The following is a 14,611-nucleotide window of genomic DNA, read 5'->3' as shown; positions in this document are numbered from 1 at the left end:
GCCTCCTTAATGCTTAGGTGGAGTGGAATATCCTTTACGCTGATGGAAGGAAAGCGAACGGTAGGTACGGGCATACTTCCGAATCTGCGCTTTTCCCAGAGAAGCGGCTGAGGTTTTTAGAGACTTATTGTTGGCATTTTTCAATATCACAGCGGCGCTGTTTCCGCTATAGACATAATTGGCATAGGTTTCAAATTCGGAAAAGCCGAACTGTTTCTTCTTGTCGATACTGCGGATAATGGCGGCATGCCAAGACATCCCGTGCCGGGCTTCGATTTTTCTTTTTAGTCCGGCCAGTTTTGCTTTCTCAAACAGCATGTAATGGGTGACAAAGGATTTGGGTGAAGGGGCGGCAGTACCCAGCAGCTTGCGGTAGGTGCGGAAATATTCCGGCTGGCTCCAGTTGCGGCAATAAAAGATACTCTTTCCCCCGGTACGGAACCGGTGGGGACGAATCAGCACCGTATCGGCATCAATGACCAGAAAATGACTCTCCCGGCAGATATGATCACCGTTCATTTTAAGCAGCTGCTGATACAGCCAGCCGGAACGGTTCCAGCGGGAGGAGGAATAACGGATGTCCTTTTTAGTAAACGGCAGAACGGTGGTCTCATTGACAAAGATACAGTTTTTGCGTGAGCACAGATTTCTGATCTTGCTGCTGTTCGGTGAGACAATATAGATATTGCTGATGGGGTGGCGGACATAGCGGCGAAGACTGTCGATCACATGAGGGAGGGTCGCCAGGTCCTTTTCAATCGCCGGAATAAGGACATCTATCGCGGGACCGCTAACACTTAAGCCTGCTGAGGTTGCTGACATAGGTTCATCTCCATGCACAAATTGACATGAGCGTCTGCACTAATGTATGCCGCGAATTCACTTCATGACCGGGCATAGATCACCGTAAAGATAATCTATTCATTACGGGATAGATGCTTAATTCAGCCGTGGCCTCTTCTGCATAGGATGCAGTGACTATGTAAATCAGGGAGGGAATTCATCCCATCTCAGACAGGAGAGTGCATGAGTGAAGGCAAAACACGCTAACTTACCGCAGAGCAAATGGCTCAAGACCAAATTGCTGTTGCGCAACGCTTCGATCAGGCCCTTTATTCCGGACACCCGGAAATTCAGCAAACGTAATCTGGAGCAGATGATTCACAGCTATGGAATGATCTATGTCAAGCCGGAACGGGGAACCTATGGCAACGGGGTCATCCGCGCGGAGCGGGGGGAACGGCAGGGCTTTACTTACCAGTATGAAGAAACCGTCCGTCATTTTGACAGCTTTGAGGCCTTTCACAAAAGTCTGGCGAAGAAGACTAACGGCAGGAGTTATTTGATTCAGAAAGGGATTCACCTGCTGAAGCATAACCGGCGGCGCTTTGATATCCGGGTGATGGTACAGTTAAGCCCCAAGGGCGTATGGGAAGCTACCGGGATCATTGGGCGGCTGGGGCATCCGGGCAAAATTGTGACGAATTACCACAGCGGCGGCAAACCCATGGCGATTGAGAAATTGCTCTCGACCCATCTTTCGGAGCGCAGGCTTGCGCAGCTGATAGAGGAATTAAATAGACTGGGCACCCGCATGGCCGCTCATATGCAGAAAACCTACCCCCGGATTCGGCAAATTGGCGTAGATGTCGGTTTGGACCGGTCGCTGACGCCATGGATTATTGAAGTGAACATGAATCCCGATCCCTATATCTTTAATCAGCTTAAGGATAAATCCATGTATAAAAGAGTAATGAGATACCGGCGTTTTTACATGGGGAAATAAAGCTTTCGCATCAGGAGTACCCGCCAGACAGCAAAAGGCTCAGTGAAAACTGAGCCTTTTGCTGTCTGGCGGGCGATGTGCAGAACAGCAGAGTGTCCTTGCCCGTGATGCTTACCAGCGGTTCAATCTCATTTCAAGCGGTATTCTAACGGAGAGACGCCGAAGTGAGCCCGGAACACGCGGTGAAAATAAGAGTAGCTGGCGAAGCCGCAAGTTTCGGCAATATGCTCCAGCGTCAATTCACTGTATTTGATCTGTTCTACAGCCGCTTTGAGCCGGATCTCAATCGCATATTGAATCATGGTTTTACCATAATGCTCCTTGAACAGCCTTACTGCCCGCGACAGGCTAAGACCGGCATAGCCGGCAGCTTCCTCAAGCTTAAAGGTGACCGTGGCATGCTCTTCAATAAACCGTTTGAGCTTCAGGGTTGCCGTACCCTTCCGGTCCGCCTGTACATTTTCGGTAATCGCTCTGTCAATATACAGGCAGAGGCTGCGCAGCAGCACATCCTTCAGCTCGGTATCCTCTTCAAGCGAACCGCGCCGTTTCTCCAGCAGCAGGTTGCGCCATAAGCCAATCAGCTTGTCATCCAGGCCAATCCGGTTAGCTACCGGACGGTTCCTCCGTTTCCACCAGGCGTCAATCCAGGGGCCTTCGCAGAACAGATAATAGTCTCCGCTGGACAGGCGTCCCTTATGATCCGGTTCCTTCACTGTCAGCTGGTAATCGTCGCCTGGCCTGAGCAGCAGCAGATCACCGCCGCTCAGGGTGTACTCTTTGCCGTGTGAAGTCACTTCACAGGAGCCTTCGGTCTGTAGCCGGAACAGGTAATTCTGTAATCCGCCCTTCAGATTGTGGTTAAACGACTTATAGTGATATGAGTGATCGCAGATGAGCAGAGACGTGTCCACGAATATGACCCTCCCAACGAATTCAGAGCAAATAGTTCATGTTCTGTCGATATTGTATATGTTCATTTTAGTCTGTATTCCACTAGAATGATACCAGAGAGAACAATAAAATTTTAAGTAGACAGAGGTGCTTGTTATCATGAACAAGATCAATATCGGGTTGCAGCTGTACACGCTCCGTGATCTAACCGCTTTTGATTTCGAAGGAACACTCCGGAAGGTGGCGGAGCTTGGTTATCAAGGCGTTGAATTTGCCGGGTATGGAGATATTCCCGCTGAACAAATGAAGTCGCTGCTTGATGAGCTGGGTCTCAAAGGATTCAGCAGTCATGTTTCGCTGGAAGCCATGCGTAAGGATCTGCAAAAAGAGATTGATTACCTCAAAACTATCGGTGCAGCGTATATGATCTGTCCTTTTCTAATGCCCGAGGATCGTCCTCAAAGCAGTGAGGAGTGGTGCAAGCTGTTCTCCGAGCTGCAGGAAATAGGAACTGAAGTCAGTAAGCAGGGATTGATCTTTGGTTATCACAACCATGATTTTGAATTTATAGGACAGGCCGGAGAACATAACGCATTTGATGGCATGTTTATGCAAACCACACCGGCAGCGGTTCAAGTGGAAATGGATGTGTGCTGGGTACAATTCGCTGGACATCATCCGATCGAGTATATCCACAAATATGCCGGACGTCTGCCGCTTCTCCATCTGAAGGATTTCAGTACAGACGAGCAGGGTCAGATGATAACGCTTGAATTGGGACAAGGTTCCGTTAATCTGCCTGCGGTTATTGAGGCCTCAGCGAAAGCGGGGGTGCAATGGCTGATCGTGGAGCAGGATGTCTGTCAGAACCCGCCGCTTGAAAGTATATCGAACAGCTATAGCTGGCTTAAACAAAACTATTTAAACAAATAATAATCCATTGCTTAAAGGAGCTATTTAACATGAAAAAAATCAAAGTTGCTGTATTCGGCTGCGGCGCCATCGCCGAGCGCAGACATATTCCAGAGTATGCAGCGAGTGAACACGTAGAGCTGGTTGCTTTTGCAGATCCTATCATTGAGCGCGCCGAGAAGATGGCCGAAACCTATGGCGGCAAAGGTTATGCCAGCTACGAGGAATTACTGGCTAATGAAGAAGTGGATGCGGTCAGCGTATGTACACCGAACTATCTGCATGCTTCATTGGCTATTGCGGCTGCCAATGCAGGCAAACATGTTCTGGTGGAAAAACCCATGGCATGCTCCGCTGAAGAAGGTGAGCAGATGATCGAAGCTGCCCGTAAAAACGGAGTGTACCTGATGGTTGGACACAATCAGCGGTTGATGCCGCCTCATGTGAAGGCCAAAGAAATTCTCGACTCCGGCAAACTGGGCAGAGTGCTTACATTCCGCACGTCCTTTGGGCACCCCGGTCCGGAGGGCTGGAGTGTAGACGGTGCAGACAGCTGGTTTTTCCGCAAAGAAGAAGCAATCATGGGTGCGATGGGCGACCTGGGCGTACACAAATCAGACTTTATCCGTTATTTGCTGAACGACGAAGTATCCGAAGTTGCCGGCTTTATCAGCACTTTACACAAAGAAGGCACGGAAGTCGATGATAACGCAGCCTGCATCCTGCGTATGAAGAGCGGCGCCATCGGAACACTGGTTGCCAGCTGGACACAATACAGAGGCGGGGACAACAGTACCGTGTTATGGTGCGAGCATGGCGTGATGAAGATTGGTACTGTAGAGGGTGACGAAGTGATCGTAGAGCTTACGAATGGTACGGTCGAGACCTACAAAGTGGGCGCTATGGCGACCAATGAAAAACAAGTGCCGAGCGGTGTCATTGATGATTTCGTGAAATCCATCGTAACGAATACACCTCCGGCGATCTCTGGGGAAGAAGGTCTGAGATCCCTGAAAGTTATTTTGGCTGCATTCGAATCCCAGAAAACGGGGCAAATGGTCAAGCTGTAATTATTTTCACACTTAAGCAAATAGTTCAGGTTACAAATGATGGAAACCGCAGCCGGTTTGGCTGCGGTTTTTGTCTGCCGGAAGGCTATTTAATCAGCAACTTGCCTGTAAAGAGTATTTTGTGAAAGGCACAAGCGGTCAGCTTGATCTCTGCCATTTTTTGAGCATTAACACCGGTCTATGCTATAATTCCTTATACTAATGAAAGTAAACAGGAGGAAGGGAATGCAAGAACGAAGCAAGAGAAGGAAAGCGCAGCGCAGCAAATCACGTAACCGCAAAACGCTGCTTAGTGTAACCGCTGTGCTGGGTACGTGTCTGATCGCTGGAGCTGTTTATGCAGGAACTTTGTATTATAAGGCTGAACGGGCACTTGACCGGATTTCGGCATCGGGAACGACTCCCAGTGAAACGGCAAGTCCTGCATCGCCTATGCCTGGAGCTTCGGCCGAGGCTGATGCTGCGGATGCCGTGGATGAGAATAAACCGCTCACGTTCTTACTCGCTGGTGTGGACAACCGGAGTGGCAGCGGAGGGACGCTGAATACGGATGTGCTGATGCCGGTGGTCTATGAGCCTGTGAGCAAAAAGCTGTCCATCCTGTCCATCCCCCGTGACATGAAGATCACAAGCAGTGATATCGGCACGCATAAGGCCAATTATTATTACGCTTATTATTACTCACATAACAAAGGTGAGGTTCTAAGCAAGACCAAGGAGTTCTACAGCAGCATTCTGCAGGTCGACATTGACCATATGATTCTGGTTAATTTTGAGGCGTTCAGCAGCATAGTGGATGAGCTTGGCGGACTGGATATCGATGTGCCGATGAATATGCGCTATGTGGATAATGCGGACGGAACGAACATTAATCTGACTAAAGGGATGCAGCATTTAAGCGGCAAGGAAGTGCTGGATTTCGTCCGTTACCGCAAGTCGAACCGGGGAACGGCAGAATCCTCAGATATATCCCGCAATGAGCGGCAGCAGGAGGTCTTGAACCTGATTCTGGGCAAGCTGGATTCTGTTAACGGGCTCGCTCAGCTGGGGGATATCATCGACATCCTGGGGGAGAATATCCGCACCGATATCGACAAAGTTCAGCTCCGTGACTGGATTCTGAATTATAAATCCATGAAGCCTTCATCCAGTGAGCTGATTACACTGGATTCGGTCTGGAAGAGCCCTTATGTCTATGCCAAAGAAGAGGATCTGCTGGTGAAGCTGCAGAAATTTCGCGAACCGCTGGGTCTGCCTGCGCTCGACAAGCAGCAGCTGCTTCATGATTTTGGAATTACGGATTAGGCTGGAGCACGATACATAGGTTTCACTATGCTTGGTACATGTACGAACAATAAAGGGCTGTCTCCACAGTAGAAGTTTCTACTGTGGAGACAGCCCTTTTTCATTTATGCTCTGATGTACTCCGAGAAGTTCTCCTGCAGGTATAGCGAATTGATATCCTCCCGCAGATGGTGATGAATCAACGCATCAATGGACTCGGTTTCCTTTTGCATCATGTATTCAAGGATACGCTGATGCTCATTCCAGATTTCCTCAAGCTTCTCCGTTCTCAGCATGTGCAGTCTGCGGTATCTTTCATAATGCACATTGGACTGCTGAATCAGATTCCATAGGAACTCCCGGCCGGCTAACCTGAACAGGGCAGCGTGGAATGCATCGTCCAGGCGGAGAAACTGCTCTGTGGCCGATTCTTCATGGATGGCGGCTTTCTGCTGCTGCAAAATATCTTTCAGTTCATGTACGCCTTTGAGTACAAGATGAGTGGACAGATATTTGATAATCTCTTTTTCCAGAACGCTTCGCAGGTAAATAATCTGTTCGACCGACTCCAGGTCAATATAAGAGACCAAATTGCCCTTTTTGGGATAGACATCAATGTAGGACTCCCGGCTGAGCTGCTTCAGCACATCGCGTAAAGGTGTTCTTGATATCTGAAACCGTTCGGACAAGGCGGTCTCACTTAGAATGGTACCGGGTTTCAGCGTCAGGGTAAGAATTTCGTTCTTTAGCGAATTCATAATTTCTTCTTTAATTGACATTGTACTCCTGCTCCATTGTCGTTTTTAAGACCTAGTATACATCATTGTAGAGGTTTATTAAAGTAAACGATAATGTTTCGAAAGATATATTGACAACTTAATGGCTGTATTTTATGATCAAGGAAATCTTGTATACAAGATACCATAGGTTAAATCAGAGGAGGTTCTATCAATGAACATGACGTGGAGATGGTATGGTGAAGGCAATGACAACATTACGCTTGACCATATCCGGCAGATTCCGGGGGTTATGGGTATCGTCTGGTCTTTGCACGATAAAGTAGCCGGTGAAGTGTGGGAAATGGAACGGATCCAGGAAGTGGCGGATCAAATCACTGCCAAAGGCTTCAGCACAGCTGTGGTGGAGAGCGTCAACGTTCATGATGATATCAAAATCGGTCTTCCGTCCCGTGATAAATATATCGATATTTATATCGACACGATCCGCAAATTGTCCAAAGTGGGCGTAAAAGTCATCTGCTATAATTTCATGCCTGTATTCGACTGGACCCGCACGGAGCTGTACAAGGAACTGCCGGACGGCTCCAATGCCCTCTTTTATGAAAAGGCTGCCATTACCGATAATCCGCGTGAGATGGTGGACCGGATTCTGAAAGGCGCCGGACAATTCACAATGCCAGGCTGGGAGCCTGAGCGGCTGGCGAAGCTGGATGAGCTGTTCGCAGCCTATGCAGATGTGACCGAAGATAAACTGTTCGAGAACCTCAAATACTTCCTGGAACGCATTATTCCAGTATGCGAGGAAGTAGACATCAAGATGGCGATCCATCCCGACGATCCGGCCTGGCCGATCTTTGGCCTGCCGCGCATTATCCGCAACCGGGAAATGATCCGCAGGTTCCTGGATTTGGTGGACAGTCCCTACAACGGTCTCACCTTCTGCACAGGATCGCTGGGCACGAATCCGGAGAACGACCTGCCGGCGATGATCCGCGAGTTCCATGACCGTATTCATTTTGCCCATATCCGCAACGTGAAGGTGTTTGAGAACGGTGACTTTATAGAGGTGTCGCACCGCGGGCGTGATGGCAGTGTGGATGTGGCTGAAGTCGTCAAAGCCTATCACGAGAATGGATATACCGGTTATGTGCGTCCGGACCACGGGCGGCATCTATGGGGCGAAGAGAAGAACTGCCGTCCGGGTTACGGCCTATATGACAGAGCCATGGGCATCATGTATCTCCTTGGCGTATGGGACAGTCTTGACAATGTCAAGGGGGCGAACTAAATGCTGCGCTTAAGCCGAAGCAGTATCTCTGATGAAGCAGCCTGGAAGGCTGCGGGTGTAGAGCTTCCGCGCTTTGACTTTGATCAAGTGGCGAAGAATACACAGGCGAAGCCGGAATGGGTTCATTTCGGTGCAGGCAACATCTTCCGCGGATTCGTGGCGAATGCCCACCAGAAGCTGCTGGACAGCGCCAAAGCGGACACCGGGATCATCGCGGCGGAAACGTTCGATTTTGAGATGATCGATAAGGTCTACAAGCCATACGACAATCTGACACTGCTCGTGCTGATGAACGCACGCGGTGATTTCCAGAAAAAGATCGTCAGCAGCATTGTTGAGGGAATCGCAGCTGACAAGAACCGTGAAGCGGATTACCGCCGTCTGACGGAGGTGTTCGAGAATCCCAGCCTGCAGATGGCCAGCTTCACCATTACGGAGAAGGGTTACTCACTGACAGGCCCGAACGGACAGTATCTCGGCATCGTGGAAAAGGATATCGCAGGCGGGCCGGAGCAGCCGGTGCATGCGATGAGCATCGTGGCTTCCCTGGCCTACCGTCGCTACCTGAAGGGCCAATACCCGATGACCTTTGTCAGCATGGACAACTGCTCCCACAATGGCGATAAGCTGAAGAACGGTGTCGTGACCATTGCCAAAGAGTGGGCCGGCAAGGGACTTGTCGAAGAAGGATTTGTGACTTATCTGGAGGACGAGCGGTTAATCGCCTTCCCGCTGTCCATGATCGACAAAATTACGCCGCGCCCGTCCGAAACGGTCCAAGCGGCGCTGCTGGAACAGGGAATCGGCGATATGGATGTCATCGTCACTTCCAAGAATACCTATACAGCCCCATTCGTAAACGCGGAGATCAGCGAATATCTGGTGATTGAAGACAAGTTCACGAATGGCCGTCCGGCGCTGGAGGAAGCAGGGATTATCTTTACCGACCGCGATACAGTCAACAACGTGGAGACGATGAAGGTAACAACCTGCCTCAATCCGCTGCATACCGCGCTTGCCGTATCCGGCTGTCTGCTTGGCTACACCCTGATTGCCGATGAGATGAAGGATGATACGCTGCGTAAATTCGTGGAAATCATCGGCTACAAAGAGGGATTGCCGGTCGTTGTGGATCCGGGGATTCTCAGTCCAAAGCAGTTCCTGGACGAAGTATTGACAGAACGCTTCGCCAATCCGTTTATCCCTGATACCCCGCAGCGGATCGCGACCGACACCTCACAGAAGGTGGGCATACGGTTCGGAGAAACCATTAAATCGTATATCCGCCGGGAGGATCTTGATCCGGCGCAGCTGACAGCCATCCCGCTGGCGATTGCCGTCTGGTGCCGCTATCTGCTTGGAGTAGATGATGAAGGCAAACCTTTCACATTGAGTCCGGACCCGCTGCTTGAGGTACTGCAAGGACATTTGCAGGGAGTTTCACTCGGAGCTACCGCGGTAAATGTGCGGCCAATTCTTGAAGACGGGCAGCTCTTTGGTGTTCGGCTCTATGACATCGGCCTTGGGGAGAAGATTGAGGGTATGTTCCTTGAAATGCTGGCCGGCCCGGGAGCTGTGCGGAGCACATTGGAGAAATACCTGAAATAAGGGTAAAGGAGCATTAGGATGAAGCCTTTTATTCATGAGGATTTTCTGTTGCAGTCAGAGGAGGCCCGGATACTCTATCATGAGTATGCGGAAGCTCTGCCTATTATCGACTATCATTGCCATCTGGACCCGAAAGCCATTGCCGACAATAAACGTTTCAATAATATTGCCGAGGTCTGGCTGGGTGGAGACCACTATAAATGGCGTGCGCTGAGAACATTCGGGATCGAAGAGAGATATATTACCGGCAATGCCTCTGATGAAGAAAAGTTTGCCAAGTGGAGCGAGGTGCTTCCCTATACTGTCGGCAACCCGCTGTACCATTGGTCGGCGCTGGAGCTGAAAGCTTACTTTGGCGTAGAGGAGCAGCTGAGTCAGGACAACTGGCGGAAGATCTATGACCACTGCAACACCTTGATTGCCCAGGACGGCTTCACGGCCCGGGGGCTGATTACCCGTTCCAGGGTGAAATGGATCTGCACGACGGATGATCCGGTGGATGATCTGCGGTACCATGAGCAGATTGCCGGAGACAAAGAGTTCAAGACCGGGGTGACGCCGACCTTCCGGCCGGATAAGGCACTGCTGATTGAAGCGGAGTCCTTTCCGGGTTATGTAGCAAACCTGGAGCAGACCGTAGGGTATGCCATCACCTCCTATGAACTGATGGAACGCGCGCTGCTGGAGCGAATTGAATACTTTGACCAGCAGGGCTGTATGATCTCTGACCATGGCTTCTCACACCTTCCTTATGCTGAGGCGCCGCCATCTGTACTGGAGACGATCTTCAGCAAGCGGCTGAGCGGCGAGACCTTGAGCAGACTGGAATGCGATCAGTACGCAACAGCGTTGTTCTTAGCCATGGGCCGCAAATATGCCGCCCACGACTGGGCGATGCAGCTGCATATCGGTGCGATCCGCAATCCGAACACACGGATGTTCCGGGAGCTTGGTCCGGACACGGGCTTCGACATCATCGGTGACCGCAGCTACGCGGACAACTTATACAAGCTGCTCGACGGGCTGGACCGGACCGGCGAGCTTCCCCGGACCATTCTCTACAATTTGAATGCAGTGCAGAATGATGTGCTGGCTGCGATGGCGGGGTCTTTCCAAGGCGAAGGAGTCAAAGGGAAGATTCAATTCGGCTCCGGCTGGTGGTACAACGACCAGAAGGACGGAATGATCAAACAAATTACTTCCTTATCCAATCTGGGGCTGCTCAGCTGCTTTGTAGGGATGCTGACAGACTCGAGGTCTTTCCTGTCCTATACACGTCATGAGTATTTCCGCCGGATTCTGTGCAACCATATCGGCGGCTGGGTGACCAGCGGGGAGGCCCCGCGGGATCTTTCATTCCTTGGAGGCATCGTTCAGGATATTTGCTACCATAATGCCAACCGCTATTTTCAATTAACCTGATAAAGATGATAATTTTACAGTCGAAGAACTGCAAAAGCTACCTGTTCCGCTTGAAATAGCGCAGAAGAAACAATCCGGTAATGAGGCCTACACCTGCTATCCCCGCAGCAATCCAGAGGTGCCGGCTGTCTCCAGCTTGTCCGGCTGCTGGTTCTGCACCGGCATTGGCGGCACTTGCAGTCGAAGGACTTTCAGCGGCTGGACTCACGGTAGGACTAGGTGATGGGGAAATGCTGATTTCTTTATCCTTCAGAAACTCCAGGTCTACGTAGGCGTCCGAAATCTTTACGGAAGGGGAACATAACGGATTTTCCCACTTGCCGTCCTTTTGCCTCAGAAAAAAAAGATAATCACTGCCTTCTTCGCTGGGGCCGTTCATCGCACCCCAAGTCATATTTTCGTCAACGACAAGGGAAGGTTCCGTGATCGTTTTGAAACTGCGTACTACCGTCATATGGATTTGGTTGTTGGAGCTGATTTGCACGACATCCTCCACATGTCCAATGACGACTCCATCGTATGTATCATAGGCCGCTTCCATGGAAAGCAGTTGTACACAGGATAAGGCTGATGTGCTTGGGGCGGGCAGGAACAGAGTGAACAACAGAACGAGCAAGGCTGCTTTTCTCATAAGGAACACCTCCGGGTTACCTACCAAACGTTCCCAGTGGCTAAAAGGTTGCATTTCATGTGATGCGCAAATTCCTGCGGATTCAGGGAGACAGCCCCGGCATGTACCTCTGGTGCAAGCAATATTTCAGACTGACGAGGTGCAGAAGCCGTTAATTCCGGTCTCTGCGCCTTTATTATTTTGTAGTTGACTTTGCCCTTAGGGGAAGGTGCATAGTGGATACAAATACAAGGAATGGAGGGGACGGCTTGCTTTCGATTGGAGACTTCTCGAAGATATGCGAAGTATCTACAAAAACGCTCCGATATTATGATGAAATGGGATTAATTAAACCTGATGAGATTAATCCGGAAAATGGCTATAGGTATTATTCTATCAGGCAGCTTAAAAAGATGCTCTTTATCAACCGTTTGAAATCCTATCATTTTTCACTGGAAGAAATCAAAGCTCTTCTGGACTGGGAAGAGGATCAATCCGATGAGAAGCTTCGTTCTGCCCTGGATCGCAAGAAAAGAGAAATAGAGGACAAGCTGAAAGCTTTTGAACAAACACTGCAACAAATAAGCAACGATATTTTAAATGTAGAGAAGGGCCTGCCGATTATGTCCTATATGGACGATATTGAAGTGCAACTTGTTGAAACCCGGCCAATAAATATGCTTTATATGCGTCAGATGATGAGCAGGGATGACTATGCTTTTGGATACGGAAAGTATTTTAGCAGGTTATATGAGAAGATTGCGACTGAAAAACTCACCTCGCTGGGTACACCAATGACAATTTATCACAGCGCTGAATACAATCCGGCCAGCAATGATATCGAGTTTGCCATCCCGGTAAAAGAAACGGTAAACGGAACGCGTAATCTGCCTGGAGGCCTGTGTGCGAAGTCTGTTTTAAAGGGATCATATTCGGAATTGACTTCGGTCTATGCCAAGCTGAGGGAATGGATAGAGAATGAGGGCTATGTAATGGTGAAATCACCCTATGAAATTTATGTAACCGACCCTTATCAAGGCACCGGTCCTGAGGATCACGTTACCGAGATATATTTTCCTGTAAAGAAAATTTAAAAACGTCTTGTAGAGAGGTGTCTATCATGCAAAGAAACTACTGGCCCACTTCAGAATGGCTGCAAGCCCCAGACCCGGCAACCTTGAGGAAGGATGCTGAGAAGCTTACAGCGCTTGATCCAATCATTAAATCGGAGTACAGCAATATAAACGGTATTGTTGTTGTGAGAAACGGATACATGGCTTATGAAAACTATTATAACGGCTATGGCCCGGAGGATACGCACCATGTAGCCTCTGTAACGAAAAGTGTCATATCTGCTCTCGTTGGCATTGCCATAGATGCAGGATATATTCGCAATGTAGACCAGAAGGTGCTCGATTTTTTCCCCGAATATGCTCAAGGTGCGGCTGATAAGCAGAAACAAGAAGTCAGTATACGCCATCTACTCACGATGACAGCTCCCTATTCATTTGAGGACTGGCAAGAACCGCTCGACAAGATGTGCATGCAGCCTGACTGGGTAAAATACACTTTGGATATTCTCGGCCAACAAGGTAGTATTGGAACCTTTAAGTACTCCACCGCAGGGGCGCATCTGCTTTCCGCCATCCTCACCCGCAGCACAGGGAAAAGTGCCCGTGAGTTTGCCAACGAATGTTTATTTAAACCCATCGGGATGAAAGAAATTCCGGATTATAAAATGAAATCGTTCGGCTTTGAGGATCTATTTGGGGAAAATGTGAGGGGATGGGTTGCAGATCCGAACGGTAACTCCACAGGAGGATGGGGACTTACACTAAGTCCCCGTGATATGGCACGTTTTGGTCTCCTATATCTGAACGGTGGCATTTGGGACGAACATGAGGTTGTTTCGGGTGCATGGACCCGCGAATCCACAGCAATGAACCCTAATAAGTACGGCTACCTATGGTGGTTACGCCAAGAGGATGGAATTTCTGCATACTTAGCAATGGGAGATGGCGGCAATGTCATTTGCTGTATTCCAGAAAAAGATCTAGTCGTAGCCATCGCATCAGAATTCATGATGAATCCCCGGGATAGATGGACACTGATTAATTATTTTATCGGAAAATAAATATCAATCTGAGATTCGGGGTTATCCGCGCCTAGAAACCGTTCAGAATAGCATTCGAAATCATCCCTGGCAGCCAGTTCTACATCGCTTGCAGACAGCCAAGCTCCCCAGATATACTGATAACTTTGAAACAATGAGTGTACCTTTCCAGTGTGTGTGAATCGTGCGTATTTTCCTCCGGGGAATTTTTTATAACACATTTTATCTGGAGCAAGGCTTGGTTCGTTTACTTCTATTCCGATAAATTCGCTTGTTTGGCTCTGCTCACTGAACGAATCAAATGTACAGCCTTGTGCAGACTCAAAGATGCCATAACGGCAGGAGTCAGGAAGCGCATGATGGATTTCATGAACCCGAGACTGGAAATATTCCCACTTACTAACGCTTTGATTGTTTGCAACACTAGTTTGAAATCGTATGCCAACGAGCTGTTTGGGTTCAACATCGACAATTTGCGGCCGCAGCGTAATAGAATTACACCGATGCTGTATTTCAGGTTTAGTGATTTCCCTGCGGCTGCCAAGGATGGTCTCTACACGGTTTTTGCGGTATTGATTCGGTGTCATATGATACTGGGATTTAAAGGCCCGGCTGAAAGCTTCATGGGATTCAAACTGCAAAGAAACCGCAATATCTAAAATTCTTTTATTAGTATACAGCAATTCCTTAGCGGCCTGTGTCAGTCTTCTGGAGCGTATATAACTTCCTGCGGTTTCTCCCATCATTGCTTGAAAAAAACGATGGAAATGATAATACGAATAGGAGGCTGCTTTAGCAACATCAGTAACGGAGATAGCGTTATTTAGATTGCTTTCAATAAAAACCAATGCTTTTTCCAATTGCATCCTATAGTCCATAGCAGC

14 protein-coding genes are annotated in these 14,611 nt (G+C 49.1%); 9 read left to right on the top strand and 5 right to left on the bottom strand.

Features of this window, described 5'->3' with window-relative positions:
• Positions 1-6 precede the first annotated feature (6 nt).
• Positions 7-822, bottom strand: a complete 816-nt coding sequence (locus H70357_RS24905; RefSeq protein WP_038595188.1) for a DUF6492 family protein — start codon at positions 820-822, stop codon at positions 7-9.
• Positions 823-1,030: 208 nt separating this feature from the next.
• Between H70357_RS24905 and H70357_RS24900 the strand changes: the two genes are divergently transcribed.
• A complete protein-coding gene (locus H70357_RS24900; RefSeq protein WP_038595185.1) occupies positions 1,031-1,786 on the top strand; it encodes a YheC/YheD family protein in 756 nt (251 codons plus the stop codon).
• 128 nt (positions 1,787-1,914) lie between these two features.
• On the opposite strand, the gene H70357_RS24895 is transcribed toward H70357_RS24900, so the two are convergent.
• On the bottom strand, positions 1,915-2,700 hold the full coding sequence (locus tag H70357_RS24895) for a helix-turn-helix transcriptional regulator (RefSeq protein ID WP_038595183.1): 786 nt from the start codon (positions 2,698-2,700) through the stop codon (positions 1,915-1,917).
• A 139-nt stretch (positions 2,701-2,839) separates the two neighbouring features.
• Here H70357_RS24895 and H70357_RS24890 point away from each other — a divergent pair, with 139 nt between their 5' ends.
• The 3 genes from H70357_RS24890 (at position 2,840) to H70357_RS24880 (ending at position 5,967) form a co-directional block, all read left to right on the top strand.
• A complete protein-coding gene (locus H70357_RS24890) occupies positions 2,840-3,613 on the top strand; it encodes a sugar phosphate isomerase/epimerase family protein (protein WP_038595180.1) in 774 nt (257 codons plus the stop codon).
• Between the two features lie 29 nt (positions 3,614-3,642).
• Positions 3,643-4,662, top strand: coding sequence for a Gfo/Idh/MocA family protein (locus H70357_RS24885; protein WP_038595178.1), 1,020 nt, complete (start codon positions 3,643-3,645; stop codon positions 4,660-4,662).
• A 225-nt stretch (positions 4,663-4,887) separates the two neighbouring features.
• The gene (locus H70357_RS24880; RefSeq protein WP_052092236.1) at positions 4,888-5,967 is read left to right on the top strand and encodes an LCP family protein; all 1,080 of its coding nucleotides are present in this window, start codon (positions 4,888-4,890) and stop codon (positions 5,965-5,967) included.
• Positions 5,968-6,071: 104 nt separating this feature from the next.
• On the opposite strand, the gene H70357_RS24875 is transcribed toward H70357_RS24880, so the two are convergent.
• A complete protein-coding gene (locus H70357_RS24875; protein WP_038595176.1) occupies positions 6,072-6,725 on the bottom strand; it encodes a GntR family transcriptional regulator in 654 nt (217 codons plus the stop codon).
• A gap of 172 nt (positions 6,726-6,897) precedes the next feature.
• On the opposite strand from H70357_RS24875, the gene uxuA reads away from it, so the two are divergent.
• Genes uxuA through uxaC form a run of 3 tightly spaced genes read left to right on the top strand, consistent with a single transcriptional unit; the run spans position 6,898 to position 11,004 of the window.
• The gene (uxuA, locus tag H70357_RS24870) at positions 6,898-7,974 is read left to right on the top strand and encodes a mannonate dehydratase (protein WP_038595175.1); all 1,077 of its coding nucleotides are present in this window, start codon (positions 6,898-6,900) and stop codon (positions 7,972-7,974) included.
• Positions 7,975-9,582 carry a mannitol dehydrogenase family protein gene (locus H70357_RS24865; RefSeq protein ID WP_038595173.1) on the top strand — a complete coding sequence of 536 codons (1,608 nt, stop codon included), beginning with the start codon at positions 7,975-7,977 and terminating at the stop codon, positions 9,580-9,582.
• 18 nt (positions 9,583-9,600) lie between these two features.
• Entirely contained in the window at positions 9,601-11,004 is a 1,404-nt protein-coding gene (gene uxaC / locus H70357_RS24860) for a glucuronate isomerase (RefSeq protein ID WP_038595170.1), read from the top strand.
• 37 nt (positions 11,005-11,041) lie between these two features.
• Here uxaC and H70357_RS24855 read toward each other — a convergent pair whose 3' ends face one another.
• Positions 11,042-11,635 (bottom strand): hypothetical protein, encoded by a 594-nt coding sequence (locus H70357_RS24855; RefSeq protein ID WP_038595168.1) that lies wholly within the window; start codon positions 11,633-11,635, stop codon positions 11,042-11,044.
• 248 nt (positions 11,636-11,883) lie between these two features.
• Between H70357_RS24855 and H70357_RS24850 the strand changes: the two genes are divergently transcribed.
• Both H70357_RS24850 and H70357_RS24845 read left to right on the top strand, forming a co-directional pair.
• Entirely contained in the window at positions 11,884-12,708 is an 825-nt protein-coding gene (locus tag H70357_RS24850) for a MerR family transcriptional regulator (protein WP_038595165.1), read from the top strand.
• Positions 12,709-12,734: 26 nt separating this feature from the next.
• On the top strand, positions 12,735-13,748 hold the full coding sequence (locus H70357_RS24845; protein ID WP_038595163.1) for a serine hydrolase domain-containing protein: 1,014 nt from the start codon (positions 12,735-12,737) through the stop codon (positions 13,746-13,748).
• Here H70357_RS24845 and H70357_RS24840 read toward each other — a convergent pair.
• Positions 13,730-14,605: an effector binding domain-containing protein gene (locus tag H70357_RS24840; protein WP_038595161.1), complete on the bottom strand. Its 876-nt coding sequence runs from the start codon at positions 14,603-14,605 to the stop codon at positions 13,730-13,732. The genes H70357_RS24845 and H70357_RS24840 overlap by 19 nt on opposite strands.
• Positions 14,606-14,611 lie beyond the last annotated feature (6 nt).

This window comes from Paenibacillus sp. FSL H7-0357 (assembly GCF_000758525.1).
In the GTDB taxonomy this organism is placed as follows: Bacteria; Bacillota; Bacilli; order Paenibacillales; family Paenibacillaceae; genus Paenibacillus_AQ.
The sequence above is the reverse complement of the archived record's forward strand: the minus strand, read 5'-3'. Positions and strand labels throughout refer to the sequence as shown.